Source organism: Corynebacterium kozikiae, from assembly GCF_024580965.1.
Lineage (GTDB): Bacteria > Actinomycetota > Actinomycetes > Mycobacteriales > Mycobacteriaceae > Corynebacterium > Corynebacterium kozikiae.
The window spans coordinates 23,710-46,843 of record NZ_JANIKJ010000007.1 but is presented as its reverse complement, the minus strand read 5'-3'; the positions used below and the strand labels follow the sequence as shown (position 1 = coordinate 46,843).

The window sequence follows — 23,134 nt, the reverse complement described above, 5'->3', positions numbered from 1 at the left end:
ACCTGGGCAAGGTTATTTGTGGCGCTCAACGATGTACTCCACTGCCTCCTCCACGCTGTCCGTGAGCAGGAACAGGTCCACGTCCTTGGGGCTGATCATGCCCTCCTCCACCAGGCGGTCCTTGATCCACTCCACCAGCGGCCCCCAGAATGTGGTGCCCAACAGCACGATTGGGAAGTTGGTGACCTTGCCTGTCTGCACCATGCAGAGCACTTCAAACAGTTCGTCGAGCGTGCCATACCCTCCGGGGAGGCATACGAACGCCTGGGAATACTTGAGGAACATGGTTTTACGGGCAAAGAAGTAGCGGAAGTTCACGCCCAGGTCTACCCAGTTGTTGAGGCCCTGCTCCATCGGCAGCTCAATGCCCAGGCCAACGGACATGCCATCGTTTTCACAGCATCCCCTATTGCCCGCTTCCATGAGTCCGGGGCCACCGCCGGTGATGACCGCGTACCCGGCGTCGGAAAGCTTCTTGCCCAACTGCATCCCCTGCTCATAGTAGGGGTGGCCCTCTTTGATGCGGGCGGAGCCAAACACGGTGACTGCTCGCGGGAGCTCGGCGAGGGCATCGAAGCCGGCCACGAACTCGCTTTGGATGCGCAGGACGCGCCAGGGGTCGGCGTGGAGCCAGTCGTGGTCCGCCTTGGTTTCCAGCAGGCGTTGGTCATACGTGCTGGATTTTGGTTCGCGGGTTTGGATCGGGCCGATGATGTTGCGATTGGTCATTTGCTCCCTTTCAGATATGCGATAAGGGTATCGGAGACTTCCGTAATCATCTCAACGGGGCATTGTTCGTCCCGCTTGTGGGCGTAGGAGGGGTCTCCGGGACCGAAGTTCAGTGCGGGGATCCCGAGCGCGGAAAAGCGCGCGACATCCGTCCAGCCGTACTTCGCACGGAACTCCCGGCCCTCCAGCAGCCCCTGCACCACCGGCGAGTCCAGCCCCGGCCGCGCGCCTGGGACGGCATCGTCGATCTCGTAGCTCGTGCCCTCCGGCAGGTCCATCACTTCAAGCGCGTGCTGAATAGCCTCGTCCACGCTACGGTGTGGGGCAAAGCGGTAGTTCACGAACATCCAGGCCTCATCGGGGATGGTGTTGGTGGCCACGCCGGATTCGCAGTGCACGATGTTCAGCCCCTCGTGATAGAGGCAGCCGTCCACCTCAATCTCCTGCGCCTGGTAGGCCGCAATGTTGCTGATCACCGGTGCCAGCAGGTGCATGGCGTTCGTACCGAGCCAACTGCGCGCAGAGTGGGCGCGCTCGCCATGGGCACGCACCCGAAACCGGATGGAGCCCTGACAACCCGCCTCGATCATCGCCCCGGAAGGCTCCCCCAGCAGCGCGAGATCCCCCTGCAGCAGCGCAGGATCGATGTGCCCCAGGCCGTTGAACTCACTGGCAACCTCCTCGCCTTCGTATGCGATGAGCGTGAGGTCGTGGCGCAGCGCAGGATCATTGGCCAAGGTGGCAAAGGCGTGCAAATACACCGCGAGCCCAGATTTCATGTCCACGGTGCCGCAGCCGTGCAAAATGTTGCCTTTGCGTTTCGACGGCACATTATCTGCGATGGGCACAGTATCCACATGCCCCGCCAGGATTACCCGACTCCCCAACCCCCGATGCGTGCGGGCCACTACCGTGTTCCCGTGGCGGATCACCTCCGCAAAAGGCTTAAGCGCCTCTTCAATAGCATCCGCAACTTCCTGTTCATGATGGGAGGGGCTTGGGATGTCCACCAGGGCGGCTGTGAGTGCAATTGGGCAGGTAGTGAGATCGAGCATGGTACGTAGCCTACCGTGTACTAGCATAAAATCCATGACAGTTCTGGGAGCTCATGCTATAGGTATTGCAAACATTGCGATGAACGGCACCGTACTGGACACCTGGTACCCAAGCCCGCAGCTCGACGTCAATCCAAGCTCCTCCGGCACCGAACGCCTCGGTGCCCACGACCTCCCGGCCCGCCTGCTCTCCCTGGTCCGCCTGGATGAAGACCGCATGGTGGAGCAGGTGGCGGTCCGCACCACCATCGCGGACCTCAGCGAACCCCCTCAGGACGCCCACGACGTCTTCCTGCGCCTCCACCTGCTCTCCCACCGCTTGGTGAAGCCCCACGACATCAACATTTCCATCTCCCACCTCCACCCCGTGGTGTGGACCAACAAGGGCCCTTGCCTGCCGGATAACTTTGAAGACGTGCGCACATCACTGCGCTCCCGCGGGCTTATCCACGTCTACGGCATTGACCGCCTCCCCCGCATGGTGGACTACGTGGTGCCCTCCGGCGTGGAAATCATTGAGGCCGAGCGCGTGCGCCTCGGCGCCTACCTCGCACCTGGCACCCGAGTGCTGCGCGAAGGCTACGTCTCCTACAACGCCGGAACCCTAGGGGCCTGCCGGGTTGAGGGGCGTTTGTACTCAGGAATGCGGATTGGGTCCGGGGTGGACGTCGGAATCTCCGCTTCCCTTGTGCCCGGACAGGGGCAGATGACCGTAGGAAACGACTGTTCCTTCGGTGTTTCCTGCGCAGTGCTGGGCATCAACTTGGGCGACAACGTCCACGTGGGCAACAACGTGGTCCTGGACCCGGAAACACCGTTGTACTACGCCCACGACGGGCAAACCCTGCCTGCATCCTCGCTTGAAGGCCAGTCCAACTGGTCGATCAAAATTGAATCTGGCCAACCAGTGGCACGAGCAATTTAGGAACACTCATGAACCAACTTGGAACGGGCCTCAAGACCCGCCACCTCACCATGATGGGTCTCGGCTCCGCAATCGGCGCCGGGCTCTTCCTCGGCACCGGCGTAGGGCTCGCCGCCGCAGGACCCGCCGTCTTGATTGCCTACATGATTGCCGGGGCAATCGTGATCTGCGTGATGCAGATGCTGGGCGAGATGGCCGCGGCACGTCCAGCCTCCGGCTCCTTTTCCATCTACGCCGACCAAGCCTTTGGCCACTGGGCAGGCTTTTCCCTCGGCTGGCTGTACTGGTTCACCCTCATCATGGTGATGGGCGCGGAAATGACCGGCGCCGCCGCCATCATGGGTGCCTGGTTCGGAGTCTCCCCGTGGATTCCCGCGCTGGTATGCGTGGTGTTCTTCGCCGTGGTCAACCTGGCCAACGTGCGCGGCTTCGGTGAATTTGAGTTCTGGTTCGCTTTCATCAAAGTTGCCGTGATTGTGGTGTTCCTCGTGGTGGGCGTGTACTTGATCTTCACCCAGGAGAGCTACTTCATGGCGGAGGGCTTCATGCCTAACGGCATCCCCGGCGTAGCAGCAGGTCTGTTGGCAGTGGCCTTTGCCTTCGGCGGCATTGAAATCGTCACCATGGCCGCGGCGGAATCTGAAGCACCCCGCAAAGCAATTGCCACCGCGATCCGCTCCGTGATCTGGCGCATCCTCGTCTTCTACTTGGGTTCCGTGCTGGTCATCGCATTCCTCGTGCCACCTAGCTCCCTCGGCGCAGCCAAATCCGCCGCAGAATCCCCATTCACCATCGTCCTCGGCATGGCCAACATCCCAGGCGTGGTGGGCCTCATGGAAGCAGTGATCGTCCTGGCGCTTCTCTCCGCATTCAACGCCCAGATCTACGGCACCTCGCGTCTTTGTTTCTCGCTTGCAGAGCGTTCCGACGCCCCCAAGGCGTTCCGTTCCCTCAGCGCCCAAGGGGTGCCCACCAATGCAGTGCTGCTGAGCATGTTCTTCGCGTTCGTTTCCGTGGGCCTGCAGTATTGGAACCCACCAGGGTTGCTTACCTTCCTCCTCAACGCCGTGGGCGGCAGCCTCATCGTGGTATGGATCATGATCGTGCTGAGTTACCTCAAGCTGCACTCCAAACTTGAAGTCTCCACCGTACGCATGTGGGGTCACCCATGGCTGCCGATCCTCACCCTCATGGCCATCGGCGCATTGGTCCTGCTCATGATCGCAGACCCAAGCACCAGACCGCAGGTGATCTCCGTGGCGGTGCTGTTCGCCGGCATCGTTGGCCTCTCCTTCGCGGTAAAGTGACACCCATGACTATTGCAACAGGCTTTGCCACAATCTCCGACGGCGTTGTTCTTGACGCCTGGTACCCAAACCCCACCCTTGAGGAAACCACCAACACCGGCACCGAACTCGGCGCCTCCACCCGCGACGAGATCCGCGGCGTCGAGCGCGTAGAAATCCGCACCGAAATCGCGGACCTGAACGCCGCCCCAATCGACGCCTTCGACGCCTACCTCCGCCTCCACCTCCTCTCCCACCGCCTGGTCAAGCCACACGGCCTCAACCTCGACGGCGTCTTTGGCCTCCTCCAAAACGTTGTGTGGACCAACTACGGCCCTTGCAAGATCGAAGGCTTCGAAGAAGTCCGCGCTAAGCTGCCAAACCTGACGGTTCACTTGATTGATAAATTCCCCCGCATGGTGGACTACGTCATCCCCACCGGCGTGCGTATCGGTGACGCAGACCGCGTTCGCCTTGGCGCCCACCTCGCCGAAGGCACCACCGTCATGCACGAAGGCTTCGTGAACTTCAACGCCGGAACCCTGGGCGCCTCCATGGTAGAAGGCCGCATCTCCGCCGGTGTTGTTGTTGGCGATGGCTCTGACGTAGGCGGCGGCGCCTCTATCATGGGCACCCTTTCCGGCGGCGGTAAAGAGGTCATCTCCATCGGCGAGCGCTGCCTGCTCGGCGCAAACGCCGGAGTGGGTATCTCCCTTGGCGACGACTGCGTAGTTGAAGCAGGCCTGTACGTCACCGCCGGAACCAAGGTCCTGGTTGACGGCCAGGTAGTGAAGGCATCCGAGCTTTCCGGCGCCTCCAATCTCCTATTCCGCCGAAACTCCCAAACCGGCGCCGTGGAGGCCACCGGCTGGAAGCGCGAAGTGTCCCTTAACGAGGCACTTCATAAGAACTCCTAAACGCCCAGAGCTTATTGATGATGAAGTTCACCGGCATCGCCACCAAGATGGCAATCACCGAAGCCCAATAGAACTTGGTGCGGAAGCCGGTGGAATCATCAAAAATATCCGAAGGCAGGGCAAGCGGAGACTCTGGGTTCATCAACAGGGTCAGCGTTGCCAGATTCACCAGGAACGCTCCGACACCCGTGAGTAGGAATGGCAAGTAGCCACTCCACCACGAATTCTTGGCCTTGAAGGTCCACATTCGGTTGAGCTGGTAGTTCCACGTGTTTGCCACGATGAACGCGATGGTCATAAACACGTGGTACCAGCGAATGTGAAATGCAGAGCCAAACAGGTTCATGAACGGCTCATGCTCTGAATATGGGACGATCTTCTTTACTAAAACCACCACCACCAAATTCACCAGAGTTCCAGAGGCGCCAACGATGCCGAATTGCAGGAACTGCCTCAACGCGTTCATAGGCGCCCCGCCACAGCGGCGATGGCTTCATCCGTTTCGGTAAGCGCTGCCCTCACGAACTGCTGCTCCCCGTAAAACTCTCCAGGGGCAACCAAAATGCCACGCTCAGCCAACCAATTCACCGTCTTCCAGCAATCCTCGTTGCGTGTCATCCACAGGTACAGCCCTGCCTGCGAGTGATGAATCTCAAAACCAGCGTCATTAAAAGCCCTCATGAGCTTCGCACGGCGACTCGCATAGCGAAGCTTTTGAGCTGCCTCCTGGGCGTCGTCGTCTAGCGCAGCAGCGAAAGCCGCCTGGATTGGCCCCGGCACCATGAGTCCCGCATGCTTGCGTACCTCCGTGATTTCCGCGATCAGCTTTGGACAACCAGCCAAGAACCCTGCGCGGTAGGACGCGAGATTTGAAGTTTTTGACAGTGAGTTGATGGCGATGACGTTTGAGTAGTCTCCTTCGCACACCGCAAGCACGGACACGGCGGAATCCGACCAGTCCAGCCCGAGGTAGCACTCATCCGAGGCCACCACTGCATCATGTTCTCGCGCCCACTCAACTACTGCGCGCAGGCGCTCGGGGCTTGCCACCTCACCTGTCGGATTCGACGGCGAATTGATGTAAATCAGCTTCGCGTCGGGGTCAAAGTCTGCCGGATCGTCAGCGCGCTGCACCTGCGCCCCAGCAAGGAGTGCCGAAACCTCGTAGGTGGGGTATGCAATCGTTGGAATAACGACCTTGGTTGAACGCAGAATGGTGGGTAGCCATGCGATCGCTTCCTTGGTACCAATGACCGGTAGCACGGACTCAACCTGCACGCCGAAGCGGCGATCAATAGCGCGAATCAGCGAATCTCGAAGCTGCGGGGTACCGATGGTCTGGGGGTAACCAGAGGCAGAGGCAGCCTCAGCGAGTGCGAGCTGGATGCCTGGGGCAACTGGATCTACCGGAGACCCGACCGAGAGGTTAATGATGCCCTCGGGGTGCTGGGCTGCCTTCGCTTTTGCTGGTTCCAGGCGGTTCCAGGGAAAATCGGGCAACATGAGCTATGCCTGCGGAGGCAGCGCAGCTACCAATGGGGCGTCAAAGTCTTGTGGTCCGAGCTTGGCCGCTCCACCTGGAGAGCCGAGGTCATCGAAGAAGGCTGCGTTGGCATCGTTATATTCGATCCACTCATCTGGGACGTCGTCTTCGTAGAAGATTGCTTCCACGGGGCATGCCGGCTCGCATGCACCACAGTCCACGCACTCATCTGGGTGAATGTAAAGGGCGCGCTTGCCTTCGTAGATGCAGTCCACTGGGCATTCTTCTACGCATGCGCGGTCCATGACATCAACGCAGGGCTGTGCGATTGTGTACGTCATTTCCTCTTCTTTCTCAATGATTTGATCGGACTTAACGATTCTAGCGGCTTGCGCGCATACATCCATACACGCCGCCTGCAATACCAAATAAAAGCAAGGCGATGGATCGGAAATTGGAGCCCAGCATGTTTCCCATAAGGAAGTAGCCTATGAGCCACACCCCGAGTGGAACCAATGCGAGCCTCGGGCTCCATAGCCATGCGGTCCGGCACAGCACCAGGTTAAAGAAGAAAGCCAGCACGATGGTGAAAGGCACCGGCACGCCAGCGATCCATGTACCAAGGTAGACCACCTCCAGGAGCACGGAGATGGCCGCACCGATTGATAGCCAGAACAGCCCCATAAAGATCTCAGATGGTCGATGATCCGTGGGGACCACTCGTTCAGTGACGTGACTCATAATATTCCCTCCGCAAGAGCGGTTGAGCGATGCGATTGCTCAGCGCAAATATCTCGTTTTCCACCATGAGCTGAGTGCGGTGCGCGGCCATCGCCTGGGCTTTCTTTTTGAAGTCTGATTCTGAGAGCTCAATGCAAATGTCTGCTTCCGCAACGGAGGCGATCTCGCCAGGTAGCGGCAAGCGCCAAGTTTTCGGAACGTTCTCCAATGTGACGTCTTCCAACACTGTCACCGCCCACCAAATGTTGGTGATGCCCAAGTGCTTCGCCGCCTCGTGGGTTATCTGATGCGCCTTGATGTGGTCCGGGTGGCCATAACCACCATCAGGTCCATAGGTGATGAGCAGGTCTGGTTGTGCGCTAAGGAGGATTTCTGTGAGCTGCTCCACGGCTTCGGCACCCGCATTGGCAAACGCCCTCGGGTGATCGCTGACCACCATCCCCGAATCACGCCACCTCCCTACTCCGCCGAGGAAGGCCCCTTCACATCCTAGGATCTCTAGTGATTGCTGCAGCTCCCAATATCGATAACCGCCGAGCTGGTCGGCATCGACGAGTTGGGCGAGTTCTTCTGGGATCACTTCTCCTTCTTCACCCAGCGTGCAGGTGACCACGAGGACGTCATGACCTTGTGCCGCCATTTGTGCCAACAATCCGCCTGTCCAGAGTGCTTCGTCATCTGGGTGGGCGTGTACTACTACAACCTTCATTGTTCCTCCGCGATCCATGTGTTGATACCCCCTCCCCCGTTCGAACACCAGGACCAGCTGCTCGGAGCCTTTGGTCAAGTGCTATAGGGGTCACGTAATGCTCGTTGCCGTTGATCATTGCCGCCACTTGGTCAAACTGCTCTGGCGACATATCCCCTGCAAGAGTCTGGGCGATTTCTTGGTCTGTAACTCCATTGCAGAAACGCGCGAGGTTCGCTCCGCATTGCAATGCATTTACCGAAGGGGCTTCATACCACGTCATGATGGCGTCAACCTCCCCCGCTCTCAGCACTTGTCCGTAGAGACGTTGGGCGTCGGTAGAGACAAGCTCCGCCTCGAACCCTTGCTGCGTGAGGAGATCAACCACAGCTCTGGCCGCTTGTGCTGCAGCCGAATCACTCGGATCCACGCCGATCCGCACTGATCGGCCTTGCAAGGTCGTGCCGTTTGGATCGAACACTGTGTTCGCTTCAATCGGTGGCACCACGATGTCATTGGTACGCCCAAGAGCGATTTGCGCTATGAGCTCGCGGTTCAGCAGATTCTGCAACTGGATTCGCTGATTGCGTTCGAGATTGCGGTTTGCAACAAGTTGCAAGGTGCGCCCGCTGGAATAGGTACTGAGATCGGTTTGCGGTAACAGGGCAAGAGCCTGTTGCATAGTTTGCGTTGGCGTCACATCGACAGCATCCACTTGCCCAGCCCGCAGTAGATCGGCCGCCTGAGCCGCGGAGCGAATCTCGCGGAACTGAATCGTGTCATGGTTCGCCGGTTCGGCACCCCAGAATCTGTCATTCCGGTTGATCGTGACAATCCCGCGCGCCCGGTCAAAATTGTCAAAAGAATAGCGCCACCCTGAAGCAGGGACTCCTGAATTCAGACTTGAACCGAAGTCTTCAATTGAATGGCTCGGGAGCAAATTGCGAAACAACACCGGCCAGTAGATCATTCTTTGTGAAAAATCCACCTCCACGGTTTTCCCCGAGTCCAAGGACCGTACATTGCTAATTGCCCGATAAGGCGCGGCATCGATGACCCCTGGAGTCGTTGTCATTGCACGCTGCATGAAACCGAAATCTTGTGCCGTTATCGGTGTTCCATCACTCCATTGAGCCTCCGGCGCAATTTCATAGCGAATTGTCTGCACAATCTCCGCCTCCGACGGCTCCACCTCCTCCGCCGAGACAACAAGATCCCGATTCAACTCACCTCCCTCAAACACACTGGGGAAAATGAGCTCCGCAAGCATGCGAGTAAACGCCGAATCATCTTTGAGTAAATGAGGATTGAATCCCGAAGCCACGGGGTCAATTCCCAACACCAAATCCACTCGAGTTGTTACTGGAGGCTCCACTGGCACCGAGGCACTTGGTGAGGGAGCCTGCTCCTCCGCGAGTGGTGGCGGCCCAGGATTAGCAGCACAAGCCGTCAAAATGACGCCCGCGATGATGGCTGCCAAAAGCGCGCGGAATGAACGCATTCTCATGACCCTTCAGTGTAGTGCTTCCAAAATCATCCATCAGACACCAGATATCGGTGCCAGGCTGGGAGTTTGCGCCAAGTTTCCCCCAACCCCTTTACGTCACACGTTCGATGAGTTAAGATTAGCTCACACGTTCGAAATGCGCAAGCACTCACAGCACTTCAACGAAACAGGGGGAAACATGACTCACACCGTCGTTCCAATACGAACTTTCTATGCTCTTGAAGCAGAAGACTCCGCAGTTGCCTCTACGCAAAGAAACATCAACAAACTTACATATTCACTGTTCATGGACTTTATCAAGGAGGGTAAGGATCAAGATTTTCCGGCCCTTGCGGCAATACTTTCCGCCCAGACAGGTGCCACGCGGCACCGCGTCAAGCAAATCATGCAAGCTCTCCTAGTTGTCTCCGATCTAGAGAATGTGCGTTCGTACATTGAACAGACTTGGATTCTGGATTTAGGCCGAATCATCGCAATCGGAGAAGCGGCGGGAGGCCTTGCTCGCGAATTGTACCCCGAGTACGACGCCGCCGTCAGGCACTTCTTGGAACCCACTTCACCAATGCAGGCACTTCCAGGCCCAAGAACATTTGCCGAACGCTGCAGGACAATCAGGCAGGTCATCGAACCGCTTCCCGACGCAGGCAAGGCGGGCTCAGCGCAGCGAATCTCTTTCCGCCCTGCGAAAAGAGGGAGCAATGTGATTTGCGAGGCCAGCCTCGATCCTGTCACCGCCAAGCTCTTTGAGAAGACGCTAGCCAAGCTACAAGCAAGGCACGACTGCACCCCAGTGGAAGCGCTGAATCACCTGCTCCACGAGCGCGCCGATATCTCAGTGAAGCTTCACCTCTTTCAACCACAAGGAGAAGATGTGGTTCACTGCGAAAACTATTCTTTCTATCCACGTGATGCATACACGTATGCGCGCTCAAGAAAGAAATCTGAAGCAAATGGTTACCACTTCAGCGAGCAGCAACGTGCGGAAATCCAGGCCCGAGATGGAGTATGCCGATTCCCAGGGTGCGACAACAGCGCTTGGAACTCAGACATCGACCATGTGGTGCCCTACAGCGATGGCGGTGAGACAACCATCGAGAACGCCCAGTGCCTGTGTCGGGCACACCATCTTCTGAAGACTCGGAAAATCGTCTCTTGCGAAATTGACCCAAATACCTTTGACACAAAGTGGGTGATGCCCGACGGCAGCATTATGTACACCCAGCCGCAAGGCCCGCTTGCTCCCGCGTTGAGGAGAAACGCCTACACGCTGGAGCAAATGCGTGGCAGGTATGAAAAATGGGCGGCAGCCCAAAAGGCCGCCTAGCCCTTGTTGCGAGCCTTTTCGCGAGAGCGCGCACGTGCACGCTCGGTTGCGTTAAGGATCACTTTCCGAACTCGGAGAACATCTGGAGTGACCTCCACACATTCGTCCTGCCCACAGAATTCCATGGCCTCATCCAAGGAAAGCACATGAGCCTTCGCGAGAGTCACAGTTGCGTCTGCAGTAGCAGAGCGCATGTTCGTGAGCTTCTTTTCCTTCGTGATATTGACATCCATGTCTTCATCACGGTTGTTGGCGCCCACAACCATGCCCTCGTAGGCTTCCAGGCCTGGTTCTACGAAGAAGGAACCGCGATCCGCAAGCTGCTGCAGGGCGTATGCCGTGATCTGACCGGAGCGGTCTGCAACCAGGGAGCCAGTGGCACGGTCCTTGATTTCGCCTGCCCATTCACGAGGATCGATGGAGTAGGAATTTGCAATACCTGCGCCACGGGTCTCGGTGAGGAAAGTGGTACGGAAGCCGATCAAGCCACGAGCTGGGACATCGAACTCCATACGCACCCAGTCACCGGACAGGTTTGCCATGGAGGTCATGGTGCCCTTGCGGTTGGCCATCAACTGCGTCACCGCACCCTGGTATTCGGACGGAGTATCAATCACCATGTGGTCGAAAGGCTCGAAGACCTTGCCATCCACAATGTGGGTCACCACCTGTGGCTTACCTACGGTGAGCTCGAAGCCTTCTCGGCGCATCGTCTCAACCAGGACGGAAAGAGCCATTTCGCCGCGGCCTTGGACCTCCCAGGCATCCGGACGCTCAGTAGGGAGCACACGGATGGAGACGTTACCGATCAACTCTTGATCAAGACGCGCCTTCACCACGCGAGCGGTCAACTTGTCACCGCCACCGCGACCGGCAAGTGGAGAGGTATTCACGCCGATGGTCATGGAAATCGCTGGCTCATCAACGGTGATCCGCGGCAACGCAACAGGGTTCTCCACGTCCGCCAGGGTGTCACCGATCATGATGTTGTCAATACCCGAAATAGCAGCAATGTCACCGGCGATCATCTCTTCATCGGTGGACTCGCGAGACACACCAACGGTCTTCAGCAGCTCCGCGATCTTAACATTCTTGACGTGCTGGTTGCCCTCGTCGTCATAGTGAATCCAGGCAACTTGCTGGCCCTTTTTCAAGGTGCCGGCGTGAATGCGCACGAGTGCGATACGGCCCAAGAAGGAGGAAGAGTCAAGGTTTGTCACGTGCGCCTGGAGAGGGGCGTCAACGGTTGCCGAGGGCTCTGGGAGTGCATCGTAGATAACGTCAAAGAGTGCAGTCAGATCTGCAGCGTCTGGAACATTGCCATTTCCAGGATTCTCCACGGAAGCCTTGCCCTCACGCCCCGAAGCGTACAAAACAGGCAGATCCAAAAGCTGCTCAGCCGCCTCCGCCGCCTCTGGATCATCGAGCGAAGAGGCGAGTTCCAGCAGGAGATCCTGTGCTTCCTCCACCACTTCATCAATGCGCGCATCAGGGCGGTCGGTTTTGTTCACCACGATGATCACTGGCATTTTTGCCGCAAGCGCCTTGCCCAGCACAAAGCGGGTTTGAGGAAGTGGCCCCTCAGAAGCATCGATCAGGAGAACCACGCCGTCCACCATGGACAGGCCACGCTCAACCTCGCCACCGAAGTCAGCGTGCCCTGGGGTGTCGATCACGTTGATCACCAGATCAGCGCCATCTTTGCCCATGCCCTTGCGGCGGATAGCGGTGTTCTTAGCGAGGATGGTGATGCCCTTTTCCTTTTCCAGGTCACCGGAGTCCATCACTCGGTCGGTCACTTCACCGCGGTCTCCGAAAACGCCGGATTGTTCCAGCATTGCGTTTACCAGCGTAGTTTTGCCATGGTCAACGTGAGCGACGATTGCTACGTTGCGAAACTCAGGGTGAATATGCATTAGCAAAACACTACTGCACATCACGCCTTTATGCACGTCTTGTAACGAAATGATCACGGAGTTCGATCTAGGAAATAGCTTGACATAGAAACTGAAGTTACTAAAGTAAACTCGTGTGACAGGAGTATATTTGAAGCGTCTTTGCATCGCCGCCCTACTGCTACTTCCAGCAACCCCGGCTCAAGCAGCGCCGCTCCTTGATGAACTCGGCCGCCCAGCGCCCCATATCCTGGAGCAGCTCCCACCACCTATTGCGGACTTCTTCAGAGGCACAGGTGGCGGTGTCCCGATGCCGGAAAACGCTCCTCACTTCACACAGTTCTATTGGCCAAGCCTCGGCCTGGGATGCATCGAGGGCGGAAACGCAGTCGCTTCCACCATCGCTGTTCCTGGCCCCACCGAAATCCCACTTCCGGGCGCCAAGGCCGGTGAAACTACCTTTGTGTTCACCGCGCTCGGCACTCCCCCAGCTCAGGGGCGTCAAGATATGAATGTCCACTGGTTCAATATCAACACCTTGCAGTATGGGCGCACCGAGTTGGAATTCCACGGGATCAATCCTGAAGGGCCCATCACTTTGTCAGGCACGGCAGCAACAGGCCATGGCACCGTGATAGCGCTTGCAGAAGGCGCGGCAAACCAGTGTTCTTACCTTCCCACCGCAGCTTTGTTCGAGGTGAAATGATGCATCCAGTGAAGCAAGAGACTTTTGATGTCAAAGCCCTCACGAACACGGATCCTAAAGGCTTCCTGCGCGAGGTAGATAGCTTCAAAGAAACTGAATTCGGCCTGTATATGGCACGGGGCGCAAACCACCCGAATTTTGGCTACTTGGAAAGCTGGCTGCTGCCGGATCTCGGTTTGCGGGTCAATGTGTTCCACTACCGCGAAGGCATTGACCGCGAAGACCTCTACATTGACGTAGCTGACATCCGCGAAGTCGATGGCAAGTGGACCACCAGGGATCTGTATGTGGATCTTGTGTGGCGGGAAGGGGGCGCTGTGGCGGTCCAGGATATTGATGAGCTCGCTGCCGCTACCTCCGCTGGTTTGATTAGTGCGGAGGAAGCAGAGCGAGCTATTGAGACCACCCTAAACGCAGTGGAAGGGATTATTCGCCATGGGGATGATCCCATGGCGTGGCTCCGCTCCGTAGGCGTTGACCTGAAGTGGGCCGAAAGCGTGGAGCTTATAGATCCAAGCTAAGGCCTGGCACTGCGTTGATCAGGTCTTGGGTGTACTTCTGCTGAGGGTTGGCAAAGAGCTCGTCGGCGGTATTTTGCTCTACTACCTTGCCCTTTTCCATTACCACCACTTCATCTGCGGTTTGGCGCACCACGGCAAGGTCGTGGGTGATGAAGAGGTAGCTCAAAGAGAGCTCACTCTGGAGCTCTGCAAGGAGTTCCAGGATCTGGTTTTGCACGAGCACGTCCAGGGCGGATACGGCTTCGTCGAGCACAATCACTTCTGGGTTGAGTGCGAGCGCGCGGGCAACAGCGATGCGTTGGCGTTGACCACCGGAAAGTTCGTTGGGGTAACGTCGCATTGCTGATCGGGGCATGGCAACCATGTCGAGGAGCTCTGCAACTCGTTTCTCGCGCGACTTCCGGTCCCCTACCTTGTGCACCACGAGGGGTTCCTCGATGCAGCGGAAAATAGAGTACATGGGATCCAATGAACCGTATGGGTTTTGGAACACCACTTGGAGTTTGCGGCGCATTTCGAAGAGTTGCTTCGAGTTGAGCGTCGAAAGGTCGGTGCCTTTGTAGTACACCTTGCCGGAGGTGGGTTCCAGCAGGTTAAGGATCATGTTGGCCACGGTGGATTTGCCGGAACCAGACTCCCCCACCACTGCCAAGGTAGTGCCCTGCTTAAGTCCGAAGGACACGTTGTCCACCGCACGCAGGTCTTTGAAGTCTTTGGTGAGGTTCTCCACACGAATAACCTCCTGGCCAGCAGTACCGTGGGTGAGGAGCTCGCTCGACTCCAGGCCCTTTTCCTGCGCAGACTGGATGCGCGCGGAGGCAAGAGAGGGAGCGGCTTTCACGAGGCGCTGGGTGTATGGGTGGCGTGGGTCGCGCAGAATCTCTAACGACGGCCCCTGCTCCACAATGCGCCCGCGGTGCATCACTACCAAGTGGCTTGCTCGCTCCGCCGCCAGGCCGAGGTCGTGGGTGATGAACAGCACTGCCGTGCCGAGTTCTTCGGTGAGGCCCTCGAGGTGATCAAGGATGCGCTTTTGCACGGTCACGTCCAGGGCGGAGGTGGGTTCGTCGGCGATGAGGAGCTTTGGCCGCGCAGCCAAGCCCATGGCGATGAGCGCACGCTGACGCATGCCGCCGGAGAATTCGTGCGGGTACTGCTTTTCACGGCCCTTCGGGAGGCCTGCCTCTTCCATGAGTTCGGCCACGCGCTTGTTGTGGTCGCCTTCCACACGGTTGGCGCGCAAGGCTTCCTTGATTTGGGTACCAACGCGCCACACGGGATTGAGGTTGCTCATTGGGTCCTGAGGCACGAGGCCGATCTGGTTGCCTCGGTACTCTTTCATGTCCTTGAGGTGGGTGATGTCCTTGCCCTCAAAGAGGATTTGGCCGCCCGTGACCTTGCCGTTGCCGGGGAGCAGGCCAATGAGCGCCATGGCGGTGGTGGATTTGCCGGAGCCGGACTCGCCCACGATCGCCACGGATTGGCCTGGGTAAATGGTGAGGTTGACGCCACGCACGGCATCCACGGTGCCGGTGGTGGAGCTGAAGGAGACCTTCAGGTCCTTGATTTCTACGAGTGGGTTCATTTCTTCCTCGCCTTAGGGTCCAGGGCGTCGCGAACAACGTCGCCCATCATGATGAAGCTCAGCACGGTCACGGCAAGCGCAACAGCGGGATAGAAGAGCACCATGGGTTGGCTACGCAGAGAGGTTTGCGCCTTTGCGATGTCGCCGCCCCAGCTCACCACGCTCGGAGGAAGGCCGATACCCAGGAAGGATAGGGTGGCTTCTGCAACGATAAAGGTACCCAGCGCCACCGTTGCGTACACGATGATTGGCGCTGCTGCGTTGGGCAGGATGTGGGAAGTAAGAATCTTCCACTTGGAGGCACCAACCGCGCGGGCGGCGGTGACGAACTCCTCATTCTTGGTGGCCATCACGGCGCCGCGGGTAATGCGGGCGATGTTGGTCCAGCCGAAGAGTGCCAGGATTACCACCACGGTGACGATCGTGCGCGACTCCTTGAACATCTGCATCACCACGATTGCAGCGAGCACCAGCGGCACAGCAAAGAAGATGTCCGTGAGGCGAGACAGCAGGGAGTCGAGGATGCCACCGAAGTATCCAGCCAACGCGCCCACCGTGGTACCGATCAGCACCACAGCGATGGTGGTGAGCACACCCACGGCTACCGACGCACGCGCGCCGTAGATGGTGCGGGCGTAGATATCGCAGCCTTGGCGGTCAAAGCCAAACGGGTGACCGTCGGTAGGCGAATTCAAGGAGTTGTTGAGCTCGCAGAAGTTGGGATCCGTAGAGGTGAACAACTGCGGGACCAGTGCCAGCAGCAGTGCGATCAGGATCAATGTTGCGGACACCCAGAACAGGGGGCGGCGGCGCAAGGTTTTCCAGGCCTCGCCCCAGACTGAGGTGGGGGCTGACTCGTCGGCGACGGCGTCTACGGCACCCAAGCCGGTTTCATCTGTTTCAGCTACAAAGCGTTCACTATGCATAACGAATCCTTGGGTCCAGAACTGCGTAGATCAAGTCCACGAGCAAGTTCGCAACGATATACACGATCACGAGGACGGTGGTGAAGGACACCACTGTGGTGGGCTCGCCCTTGATGATTGCCTGGTAGATGGTGCCGCCCACGCCGTTGATGGCAAAGATGCCCTCGGTAACGATGGCGCCGCCCATGAGGGCGCCGAGGTCGGCACCAAGGAAAGTGGCCACTGGGATCATCGAGTTTCGGAGGACGTGGCGGGTGGTCACGGCGCCATTGCTCAGGCCCTTGGCGCGAGCGGTCCGAACGTAGTCCGCGCGGAGGTTTTCACTCACGGACTGCCTGGTCAGACGCACCACGTAGGCGAAGGAAAGGGCGCCGAGCACAATCGCCGGCATGAGCAAACTCTTAAATGAAACGTTGGAGCCCACCGTGACGGGCAGCAGGCCCCACTTCACACCAACGAAGTACTGGAACACGAAGCCGATCACGAAGGAAGGCACGGCGATCACGATCAGGGAGGTTACCAAGACTGTGGAGTCAAAGATTCCACCGCGGCGCACACCGGCGATCACACCGAAAATCACGCCGAATACCGCCTCAAAGACCAACGCCATTGCTGCCAGACGGAGCGTCACCGGGAAGGCGTTCGCCATCGCCTCAGCTACTGGGCGGCCTGAGAAAGTGGTACCAAAGTCCAGCATGAAAATGCCCTTGATGTAGAGCAAGTACTGCACGATAAATGGTTTGTCGAGGTTGTACTCTTCCATGATGCGTTGACGCGCAGCTTCGGTGAGGCCGCGGTCGCCACCAAGTGCCTCGACGGGGTCACCGGGCATGAGGAAGACGAGTGCGTAGAGCAGGAGCGTCGCGCCGAAGAAGACCGGAATCATCTGGAGCAGGCGCCGCCCAATGTAGCGCAACATTGTGGTGATCTCTTTTCTGGGTACACACCGAAGCCCCGCCTAGGGCGGGGCGAGGGTGAGGACGCTATTTAGCTCTTGGTGATGGACTGGTACTCAGGTACGGACTTCCAGGTGAAGACCACGCCAGAGACAGCCTCAGAGGAGCCACCGGTCACGTTGGAGTACCACAGTGGGATGGAAGGCAGATCGCGCATCAGGATTGCCTGTGCCTGCTGGTAGAGAGCGATGCCTGCTTCTGGGGAGTCAGCGCTTGCAGCTTCCTTGAGGAGTGCGTCGAACTCTGCGTTGCTGTAGTCACCGTCGTTGGAGCTTGCGCCGGTTGCGTAGAGCGGAACCAGGAAGTTGGAGACCAGTGGGTAGTCTGCCTGCCAGCCGGTACGGAATGCACCGGAGATGGTGCGGTTGGTGATGTCGTCACGCAGGGACTTGAAGTCTGGGTATGGGTTGCCGATCGCGTCGATGCCCAGGTTGTTCTTGAGCTGGTTGGTCACAGCGTCAACCCATGCCTGGTGGCCACCGTCGGAGTTGTAGGAGAGGGTGAACTCACCGGACCATGGGGAAATGGCGTCAGCCTGTGCCCACAGCTCACGTGCGCGCTCTGGGTTGAACTCCAGCACGTCGTTGCCCTCGATGGCATCGGAGTAGCCGTCCACCACTGGGGAGGAGAAGTCGGTTGCTGGGGTGCGGGTGCCCTGGAAGATCTTGTCGGTCACCTCGTTGCGGTCGATAGCCAGGGAGATTGCCTGGCGGCGCAGCACGCCCTCTTCGCCGGAGAAATGCTCCAGCTTCTCAGGGATGGTGAAGGACTGGAAGATAGCCGCAGGCTGGTTCACAGCGCGGTCACCAAGCTCGGACTCGAACTGGGAGAATGCGGAGTCTGGCACTGCGTCGAGCACGTCCAGGTTGCCGGCCAGCAGGTCTGCGTATGCAGCGTCCTGGGAAGCGTAGAAGACGAACTTCACGCCGTCGTTCTGAGCGGCACGTGGGCCGTCGTAGTTCTCGTTTGGAACGAGGGTGAGGTCAGCGTTGTGGTTCCACTCGAGCAGCTTGTAAGGGCCGTTGCCCACTGGGTTCTCGCCGAATGCTGCGTAGTCCTCAAGCGCCTCTGCAGGCAGTGGGTAGAACGCGGAGTAGCCAAGGCGAGTTGGGAAGTCAGACTCTGGCTGGGTGAGCTCAACGGTGAAGGTGCGATCATCCACAACCTGGAGACCCTCCATGGATTCAGCGCCCTCTTCGTAGCCGAGGATTGGCTCGAAGAAGTAGGCGTTGAGCAGGGACTCACGCACTGCGTGGTTCCAGGTGTTCACAAAGTGCTCGGCGGTGATCGCGGTGCCGTCTGCGAAGGTAGCACCCTCGATCAGCGTGATGCGGTAGGTCTTCTCGCCTTCGAGCTCGATGGACTCGGCGAGCTCGTTGTGAGCCTGGCCTTCGGAATCGTAGTAAACGAGGCCAGAGTAGATGAGGTCCACAATGCGGCCGCCGCCGGTCTCGTTGGTGTTCGCTGGGATCAGAGGGTTCTGTGGCTCAGAACCGTTCGCCAACACGTAGTTCGTGCCGGAATCCGAGGATGCAGCGTTCTCCGAGTTGTTGCTGGAGCAAGCGGCAAGGCCAAGTGCCAGGGCGGCGGACATGCCCACCGCAAAGGTCTTCTTCAGGGTCATAAGTGAACCTCATTCTCTATGAACTACGGGACAAGAGGGATAATAATGCGTGACGTACGTCATGCAAGCCCGTAGAGGTCCAAAGCACATCACAATAACTATCAGGTAGCAGGAAATGTCCGGTTTACCTACAGTTCATTTAGGCCATCACTGCAGCTCATACCCTTAAACATGCCAAAACTGTATGCTTGGCCACCGTTCCCACAAAAAGCCACTACAGGGGTACACTTCCCTACCCCCGAATGACGTGCACCCTTTCCCACGGCAACTGCGCGAAATGCTCCTTTTCTTGGCATGCCCACATCTCCCAATAAGGTTCGTAATAGGGATCACGAGCCAAGGCACGTTCCCGGCGCACCTGTTCGGGGGCAGTGAGCACAACCGCGAACGTCTCCCCCACGTCCAGGGACTCCGAAGAAATCGCCCCCACCCCCTCAATGATGAGGTGCTCGTAATCAAGGTCCACCCACTCACCGCGAACATTTCGTTCCCAATCCCAACGCCAGAAACCCCGCCTCCCCAGGACGTCTCGCACCACCATGTCACGCGCCGCCGCGAGACCACCCCAACCGGGATAAAAATCATCCAGGTGAACCACGGGCCAGCCAAGCACCGCCCCAAGCTGCCCAGCGAACGTTGTTTTCCCGGCGCCCGATGGCCCGTCGATAAGCACAATCATGCGCCGAGGAACCTAAAGGAGCCTGTGAGCACTGCAGTGGTGAGGGCGGTGGTGGAAATGGCGGCGCAACCAGCGATGAGCGCGTAATCAACGGCGGCGAAGGAGGAAGACCGGGCAAAGGTGCGAGTAGAGAAGCGTCCGAAACCGCGGGCCTCCATGGCGGTGGCCAGCTTCGACCCCCTGCGCAACGCCAACACCAACAGGCCAAACGCCATGGAGAAAGCGTTTTTAATGCGGCCCTGATCCGCGATACCGCGGGCTCGGCGCGCACGTGCAAGGGACTGCCAATCGCGCTGAAAGAGCGAAATCAAACGGGTGGAGGCCACAGCGGCGATCACGAAGCGGCTGGGGAGCTTAAGGATTTGCGCGAGGGCGTCGCCGAGGCGAGTGGGGTCGATGTTTCCGAGTAGCACCACCACCGGCAGACCCACGGCGAGCACGCGAACCATGATCGCGAGCGCCAACTGCAGCGAATTATCCGTGATGTGGGCAAAGAGAAACGACGCATACTCCCTGCCCTCAGGCCGTCCGTAGAGCGCCATGGAAATGCCCGCGATAGGCGTTGCCAAAAATATCGGCACGCCGCGGCGCAAAAGCGTTGCCCAGCCGACGCCCAGCAGCGGCGCACACAGCACCGTACACGTGAGCGCCACCGCCGCAGAGACAACATCCACGCTCAGCAGCAACGGCGTGGTGAGCACCGCGAGCCCGATGATCCTGGCCAAGGGGTTCACAGCGCCACCACCTTGTCCCCCATCGCACGGCAGTACAAGGGATCATGACTGACAGAAATCACCGTTGTGCCCCTGTCTGTGAGCTCACGCAGCAGGCCTACGAGCTCGCGGAAGGTAGTGCGATCCTGGCCAAACGTGGGCTCGTCCAAAAACACCACTTTCGGGGAATTCACCAAACAGGTGGCAACGGACAGCCTGCGCTTTTGCCCACCGGAGAGTGTAAAAGGATTCGCTTTGCCCAGGTGTGCAAGACCCAAGCGGGCAAGGAGATCGCCGCCCTGTCCCCCTAGCTCATCCTCTACCGACGCCGTCACGAATTGGTGTTCAGGGTCTTGGAACACGTAGCCAAAACGCTGGGCAAGCTGAGCCGACTTCCACTTCCACGGGTCCGGCCCCAAATCCAGGTTCACGCGGACCTGGCCACTTTGTGGTGGTAACAATCCGGCGAGCGTGAGCAGCAGGGTTGATTTTCCCGCACCGTTTGGCCCAGTGATCACCGTTGAAACTCCTTCAGGGAAGTGGAGATTCAAAGGCCCGGTCACCGGAGCGTCCCACCCGACCACAAGGTCACGGGTTTCAATCACCGCTGGAGCATCCTTGGCAATCGCCGGCGGAAAATGCGGGTCCTGCCCGGGGATCCACACGCCTTGCTCAGCAAGCCATTGCCCGTGTTCAGCCAAAATCTCTTCCGGCGGCCCCATGATCACGGATCCAGTTTCAGTGAGCACCATGAGGGTGTCTACCTGCTCAATCCAGGTAGACACCCGGTGTTCCACAATGATTACAGTGGCATCCACCGCAGCCACCGCGCGCACCACTTCTTCTACTCCCGTGGGGTCGAGGTTCGCGGTTGGCTCGTCCAGCAGAACGATGTCCGCCCCCATCGCGAGGACCCCTGCCAGCGCGAGGCGCTGCTTTTGGCCGCCGGAAAGCTGCGCTGTTGGGTGGTCTAGCGGCAGGTCCAGGCCCACCTTCTGCAGGGCAATCGGCACCCTGCGCCAGATTTCCTCTCGCGGCACCTGGAGGTTTTCGCAGCCAAAGGCCACGTCGTCGCCAACCTTGGAAGCGATCACCTGGGAGTCGGGGTCCTGAAGCACCATGCCAACGGTGCCGGTGGCTGCAATTTTGCCGAAGTGCTCGCCTTCGTCGTCAAGCCCTGCTATTGCAGCGAGGAGTGTTGATTTGCCCGCCCCGGAGGGCCCCAGCAGCAGCACTCGCTGGCCTGGGCGAATATGGAAGTCTAGCCCCGTGAATGCGGGGTTTTTGCGGCTGGCGTGGCGGTACCCATAGCCAAGCGCTACAACTTCACCAGGAATCACACCAGTTCCCGCGCCTCACGGCCTGCGGCGAAACGGTCCAAGGCGCCAGTCGCGGCCAAAGCCTTGACCAAGAAGTACGCCAGACCACCGGCGAGGATGATGCCGGAGATGGCCATCGTGGAAAGGTAAGTGAGATTGAAAGCCAAGGACTTTGCGTAATTTGCGCTGGTCACAAGCTCCAACAGGAAGGCACCTACAGCGGCACCGACGCCGGAAAGCGCCGCAACAACCAGGCCAAAGCGGCGGTACGCGAAGATCAAGAAGAGGATCTCGGCACCAATGCCCTGGGCAAGACCCGAATACAGGGTTTCAATCCCCCACTGGTTGCCAATCGCCGCACTCACCGCGGCAGCCAGCACCTCAACATAGATCGCGGCACCCGGCTTGCGAATCACCAGGGCACCAATTGGCCCGCCGATCAGCCAAATGCCAGTGGCTATACCCCCGAAACCAGGTGTTAACGCGTCCGCGGCGGTGTACCACGCGTAGCCAATAGAATTCCAAATCCAAAACAGCAATCCGCAGGCAATGCCCAAAACGGAAGCAATGAGGATATCAATAACACGCCAACGTTGCATCGTTCACTCCCTATCGCCGGTATTACCCGGATCAGGTTCAACGGTCTTTCTCAGCCCACTTTTTGAGCACCCGTAGAACTAATTTCATGTTTATATCACAGGAACAAAAGCAGTGAAAGCGCCATCACTGCCATGCCCCCGATCAGCCCGTAAATAGCGGTGTGGTGTTTGCCTGTGGCCACCGCGGTAGGCAGAAGCTCGTCCAGGCAGATAAACACCATGATGCCTGCCACCATGCCAAACGCCACCCCCAGCGCAACCGGACCCAAAAATGGCAAGAGAATAAGGTATCCAACGAGTGCCCCCGCGGGCTCCGCAAGGCCGGAGATGAACGCCCACCAAAAGCCCGCTTTCCTGGACCCGGTTGCCTCCCGCATGGGCACAGCCACCGCAATACCCTCCGGGATGTTGTGAATTGCAATAGCAACGGCCACGGGCAATGCAATAGACAGGTCTGTAAGGCCCGCCAGGAAGGTGGCAAAGCCCTCCGGAAAGTTGTGAATACCAATTGCGATGGCGGTGAGCACACCCATCTGCTTCATGGCGCGCTTACGCTGCTCCACCCCCTGCCGCTCATGTGGATTGATGGCCGTGGGAACCAGGCGGTCGATCACAGCGATCAGCAAAATCCCGGCAAAGAAACATGCTACCGCTGCCCAGTTCCCGGGCACCTCCCCCAATGCAGCGCCCAGTTCCTCGGTGGCCTTGGGCAAGATCTCCATGAAGGAGACGTAGAGCATCACTCCGGCGGAAAACCCCAACGTGGCGGCGAGGAAACGGTCAGTGGACCTTTTGGTGGCAACGCCAATTGCCCCGCCAATCCCCGTGGAAAGCCCCGCAAACAAGGTGAGACCAAACGCAAACAAGACTTCCATTCCGCAATTACATCACAAAGAGTGCGCTCTATGAGGAATCTGCTTTCCCAACGCATAGAATGAGCGGGACGAATCACCTTC

Annotated in this window: 24 protein-coding genes and 1 riboswitch; of the genes, 6 read left to right on the top strand and 18 right to left on the bottom strand. The window is 58.6% G+C overall.

What is annotated here, in order from left to right; translation table 11 throughout:
- Positions 1 to 12 precede the first annotated feature (12 nt).
- Both NQ018_RS06150 and dapE read right to left on the bottom strand, forming a co-directional pair.
- Positions 13 to 729, bottom strand: a complete 717-nt coding sequence (locus tag NQ018_RS06150) for an LOG family protein (protein WP_257037685.1) — start codon at positions 727 to 729, stop codon at positions 13 to 15.
- Entirely contained in the window at positions 726 to 1,784 is a 1,059-nt protein-coding gene (gene dapE / locus NQ018_RS06145; RefSeq protein ID WP_257059560.1) for a succinyl-diaminopimelate desuccinylase, read from the bottom strand. The genes NQ018_RS06150 and dapE overlap by 4 nt, the downstream gene beginning before the upstream one ends.
- Before the next feature lie 34 nt (positions 1,785 to 1,818).
- Between dapE and NQ018_RS06140 the strand changes: the two genes are divergently transcribed.
- The 3 genes from NQ018_RS06140 to dapD are packed head-to-tail and all read left to right on the top strand — an operon-like array spanning position 1,819 to position 4,912.
- On the top strand, positions 1,819 to 2,709 hold the full coding sequence (locus NQ018_RS06140) for a DapH/DapD/GlmU-related protein (protein ID WP_257059557.1): 891 nt from the start codon (positions 1,819 to 1,821) through the stop codon (positions 2,707 to 2,709).
- 8 nt (positions 2,710 to 2,717) lie between these two features.
- A complete protein-coding gene (locus NQ018_RS06135; RefSeq protein ID WP_257059555.1) occupies positions 2,718 to 4,016 on the top strand; it encodes an amino acid permease in 1,299 nt (432 codons plus the stop codon).
- Between the two features lie 5 nt (positions 4,017 to 4,021).
- Entirely contained in the window at positions 4,022 to 4,912 is an 891-nt protein-coding gene (gene dapD / locus NQ018_RS06130; protein WP_257037691.1) for a 2,3,4,5-tetrahydropyridine-2,6-dicarboxylate N-succinyltransferase, read from the top strand.
- Here the strand turns inward: dapD and NQ018_RS06125 are convergent.
- The 6 genes from NQ018_RS06125 to NQ018_RS06100 are packed head-to-tail and all read right to left on the bottom strand — an operon-like array spanning position 4,884 to position 9,325.
- A complete protein-coding gene (locus NQ018_RS06125; RefSeq protein ID WP_257037692.1) occupies positions 4,884 to 5,378 on the bottom strand; it encodes a GtrA family protein in 495 nt (164 codons plus the stop codon). The two genes, dapD and NQ018_RS06125, sit on opposite strands and share 29 nt — an antisense overlap.
- Positions 5,375 to 6,415, bottom strand: coding sequence for a succinyldiaminopimelate transaminase (dapC, locus tag NQ018_RS06120; protein ID WP_257059553.1), 1,041 nt, complete (start codon positions 6,413 to 6,415; stop codon positions 5,375 to 5,377). The genes NQ018_RS06125 and dapC overlap by 4 nt, the downstream gene beginning before the upstream one ends.
- 3 nt (positions 6,416 to 6,418) lie before the next feature.
- Positions 6,419 to 6,736 (bottom strand): ferredoxin, encoded by a 318-nt coding sequence (fdxA, locus tag NQ018_RS06115; protein WP_257037694.1) that lies wholly within the window; start codon positions 6,734 to 6,736, stop codon positions 6,419 to 6,421.
- A gap of 40 nt (positions 6,737 to 6,776) precedes the next feature.
- On the bottom strand, positions 6,777 to 7,136 hold the full coding sequence (locus tag NQ018_RS06110; protein WP_257059551.1) for a hypothetical protein: 360 nt from the start codon (positions 7,134 to 7,136) through the stop codon (positions 6,777 to 6,779).
- Positions 7,120 to 7,845 carry an N-acetyl-1-D-myo-inositol-2-amino-2-deoxy-alpha-D-glucopyranoside deacetylase gene (gene mshB / locus NQ018_RS06105; RefSeq protein WP_257059548.1) on the bottom strand — a complete coding sequence of 242 codons (726 nt, stop codon included), beginning with the start codon at positions 7,843 to 7,845 and terminating at the stop codon, positions 7,120 to 7,122. The genes NQ018_RS06110 and mshB overlap by 17 nt, the downstream gene beginning before the upstream one ends.
- Positions 7,811 to 9,325 (bottom strand): ABC transporter family substrate-binding protein, encoded by a 1,515-nt coding sequence (locus tag NQ018_RS06100; protein WP_257059546.1) that lies wholly within the window; start codon positions 9,323 to 9,325, stop codon positions 7,811 to 7,813. Before NQ018_RS06100 ends, mshB begins: the two co-directional genes overlap by 35 nt.
- A gap of 184 nt (positions 9,326 to 9,509) precedes the next feature.
- Here NQ018_RS06100 and NQ018_RS06095 point away from each other — a divergent pair, with 184 nt between their 5' ends.
- Positions 9,510 to 10,655 (top strand): HNH endonuclease signature motif containing protein, encoded by a 1,146-nt coding sequence (locus NQ018_RS06095; protein ID WP_257059534.1) that lies wholly within the window; start codon positions 9,510 to 9,512, stop codon positions 10,653 to 10,655.
- On the opposite strand, the gene typA is transcribed toward NQ018_RS06095, so the two are convergent.
- Complete coding sequence (gene typA, locus NQ018_RS06090) at positions 10,652 to 12,571, bottom strand: translational GTPase TypA (RefSeq protein WP_257059532.1); 1,920 nt, start codon at positions 12,569 to 12,571, stop codon at positions 10,652 to 10,654. The genes NQ018_RS06095 and typA overlap by 4 nt on opposite strands.
- Before the next feature lie 115 nt (positions 12,572 to 12,686).
- Here typA and NQ018_RS06085 point away from each other — a divergent pair, with 115 nt between their 5' ends.
- Together NQ018_RS06085 and NQ018_RS06080 are read left to right on the top strand one after the other, a co-directional pair.
- Positions 12,687 to 13,256, top strand: coding sequence for an Rv1157c family protein (locus tag NQ018_RS06085; protein ID WP_257059530.1), 570 nt, complete (start codon positions 12,687 to 12,689; stop codon positions 13,254 to 13,256).
- Entirely contained in the window at positions 13,256 to 13,777 is a 522-nt protein-coding gene (locus NQ018_RS06080; RefSeq protein ID WP_257059715.1) for a ribonuclease FAU-1 family protein, read from the top strand. Before NQ018_RS06085 ends, NQ018_RS06080 begins: the two co-directional genes overlap by 1 nt.
- On the opposite strand, the gene NQ018_RS06075 is transcribed toward NQ018_RS06080, so the two are convergent.
- The 9 genes from NQ018_RS06075 to zupT all read right to left on the bottom strand — a co-directional run bounded on the left by NQ018_RS06075 (position 13,761) and on the right by zupT (position 23,053).
- On the bottom strand, positions 13,761 to 15,362 hold the full coding sequence (locus tag NQ018_RS06075; protein WP_257059528.1) for a dipeptide ABC transporter ATP-binding protein: 1,602 nt from the start codon (positions 15,360 to 15,362) through the stop codon (positions 13,761 to 13,763). The two genes, NQ018_RS06080 and NQ018_RS06075, sit on opposite strands and share 17 nt — an antisense overlap.
- Positions 15,359 to 16,288 (bottom strand): ABC transporter permease, encoded by a 930-nt coding sequence (locus NQ018_RS06070; protein WP_257037704.1) that lies wholly within the window; start codon positions 16,286 to 16,288, stop codon positions 15,359 to 15,361. Before NQ018_RS06070 ends, NQ018_RS06075 begins: the two co-directional genes overlap by 4 nt.
- Positions 16,281 to 17,207 carry an ABC transporter permease gene (locus NQ018_RS06065; RefSeq protein WP_257037705.1) on the bottom strand — a complete coding sequence of 309 codons (927 nt, stop codon included), beginning with the start codon at positions 17,205 to 17,207 and terminating at the stop codon, positions 16,281 to 16,283. The genes NQ018_RS06070 and NQ018_RS06065 overlap by 8 nt, the downstream gene beginning before the upstream one ends.
- A gap of 68 nt (positions 17,208 to 17,275) precedes the next feature.
- On the bottom strand, positions 17,276 to 18,868 hold the full coding sequence (locus tag NQ018_RS06060) for a peptide ABC transporter substrate-binding protein (RefSeq protein ID WP_257059525.1): 1,593 nt from the start codon (positions 18,866 to 18,868) through the stop codon (positions 17,276 to 17,278).
- A 232-nt stretch (positions 18,869 to 19,100) separates the two neighbouring features.
- Entirely contained in the window at positions 19,101 to 19,547 is a 447-nt protein-coding gene (locus tag NQ018_RS06055) for a nucleoside/nucleotide kinase family protein (RefSeq protein ID WP_257059523.1), read from the bottom strand.
- Positions 19,544 to 20,281 (bottom strand): energy-coupling factor transporter transmembrane component T family protein, encoded by a 738-nt coding sequence (locus NQ018_RS06050; protein WP_257059511.1) that lies wholly within the window; start codon positions 20,279 to 20,281, stop codon positions 19,544 to 19,546. The genes NQ018_RS06055 and NQ018_RS06050 overlap by 4 nt, the downstream gene beginning before the upstream one ends.
- Positions 20,278 to 21,597 carry an ABC transporter ATP-binding protein gene (locus NQ018_RS06045; protein ID WP_257059713.1) on the bottom strand — a complete coding sequence of 440 codons (1,320 nt, stop codon included), beginning with the start codon at positions 21,595 to 21,597 and terminating at the stop codon, positions 20,278 to 20,280. The genes NQ018_RS06050 and NQ018_RS06045 overlap by 4 nt, the downstream gene beginning before the upstream one ends.
- Positions 21,597 to 22,178 (bottom strand): ECF transporter S component, encoded by a 582-nt coding sequence (locus NQ018_RS06040; protein WP_257037709.1) that lies wholly within the window; start codon positions 22,176 to 22,178, stop codon positions 21,597 to 21,599. The genes NQ018_RS06045 and NQ018_RS06040 overlap by 1 nt, the downstream gene beginning before the upstream one ends.
- Positions 22,168 to 22,262: riboswitch (TPP riboswitch) on the bottom strand. Its footprint overlaps the gene before it by 11 nt.
- An 11-nt stretch (positions 22,263 to 22,273) precedes the next feature.
- On the bottom strand, positions 22,274 to 23,053 hold the full coding sequence (gene zupT, locus NQ018_RS06035; protein ID WP_257037710.1) for a zinc transporter ZupT: 780 nt from the start codon (positions 23,051 to 23,053) through the stop codon (positions 22,274 to 22,276).
- Positions 23,054 to 23,134 lie beyond the last annotated feature (81 nt).

What these genes read in the sequence shown, in the direction of transcription:
- NQ018_RS06100 (WP_257059546.1), bottom strand. Translation starts at nt 9,325, where the DNA reads ATGCGTTCATTCCGCGCGCTTTTGGCAGCCATCATCGCGGGCGTCATT.
- dapE (WP_257059560.1), bottom strand. Translation starts at nt 1,784, where the DNA reads ATGCTCGATCTCACTACCTGCCCAATTGCACTCACAGCCGCCCTGGTG.
- NQ018_RS06060 (WP_257059525.1), bottom strand. Translation starts at nt 18,868, where the DNA reads ATGACCCTGAAGAAGACCTTTGCGGTGGGCATGTCCGCCGCCCTGGCA.
- mshB (WP_257059548.1), bottom strand. Translation starts at nt 7,845, where the DNA reads ATGAAGGTTGTAGTAGTACACGCCCACCCAGATGACGAAGCACTCTGG.
- NQ018_RS06140 (WP_257059557.1), top strand. Translation starts at nt 1,819, where the DNA reads ATGACAGTTCTGGGAGCTCATGCTATAGGTATTGCAAACATTGCGATG.
- NQ018_RS06110 (WP_257059551.1), bottom strand. Translation starts at nt 7,136, where the DNA reads ATGAGTCACGTCACTGAACGAGTGGTCCCCACGGATCATCGACCATCT.
- dapC (WP_257059553.1), bottom strand. Translation starts at nt 6,415, where the DNA reads ATGTTGCCCGATTTTCCCTGGAACCGCCTGGAACCAGCAAAAGCGAAG.
- NQ018_RS06065 (WP_257037705.1), bottom strand. Translation starts at nt 17,207, where the DNA reads ATGTTGCGCTACATTGGGCGGCGCCTGCTCCAGATGATTCCGGTCTTC.
- NQ018_RS06095 (WP_257059534.1), top strand. Translation starts at nt 9,510, where the DNA reads ATGACTCACACCGTCGTTCCAATACGAACTTTCTATGCTCTTGAAGCA.
- NQ018_RS06125 (WP_257037692.1), bottom strand. Translation starts at nt 5,378, where the DNA reads ATGAACGCGTTGAGGCAGTTCCTGCAATTCGGCATCGTTGGCGCCTCT.
- dapD (WP_257037691.1), top strand. Translation starts at nt 4,022, where the DNA reads ATGACTATTGCAACAGGCTTTGCCACAATCTCCGACGGCGTTGTTCTT.
- zupT (WP_257037710.1), bottom strand. Translation starts at nt 23,053, where the DNA reads ATGGAAGTCTTGTTTGCGTTTGGTCTCACCTTGTTTGCGGGGCTTTCC.
- NQ018_RS06075 (WP_257059528.1), bottom strand. Translation starts at nt 15,362, where the DNA reads ATGAACCCACTCGTAGAAATCAAGGACCTGAAGGTCTCCTTCAGCTCC.
- NQ018_RS06080 (WP_257059715.1), top strand. Translation starts at nt 13,256, where the DNA reads ATGCATCCAGTGAAGCAAGAGACTTTTGATGTCAAAGCCCTCACGAAC.
- NQ018_RS06150 (WP_257037685.1), bottom strand. Translation starts at nt 729, where the DNA reads ATGACCAATCGCAACATCATCGGCCCGATCCAAACCCGCGAACCAAAA.
- typA (WP_257059532.1), bottom strand. Translation starts at nt 12,571, where the DNA reads ATGCATATTCACCCTGAGTTTCGCAACGTAGCAATCGTCGCTCACGTT.
- NQ018_RS06070 (WP_257037704.1), bottom strand. Translation starts at nt 16,288, where the DNA reads ATGCATAGTGAACGCTTTGTAGCTGAAACAGATGAAACCGGCTTGGGT.
- NQ018_RS06135 (WP_257059555.1), top strand. Translation starts at nt 2,718, where the DNA reads ATGAACCAACTTGGAACGGGCCTCAAGACCCGCCACCTCACCATGATG.
- NQ018_RS06040 (WP_257037709.1), bottom strand. Translation starts at nt 22,178, where the DNA reads ATGCAACGTTGGCGTGTTATTGATATCCTCATTGCTTCCGTTTTGGGC.
- fdxA (WP_257037694.1), bottom strand. Translation starts at nt 6,736, where the DNA reads ATGACGTACACAATCGCACAGCCCTGCGTTGATGTCATGGACCGCGCA.
- NQ018_RS06055 (WP_257059523.1), bottom strand. Translation starts at nt 19,547, where the DNA reads ATGATTGTGCTTATCGACGGGCCATCGGGCGCCGGGAAAACAACGTTC.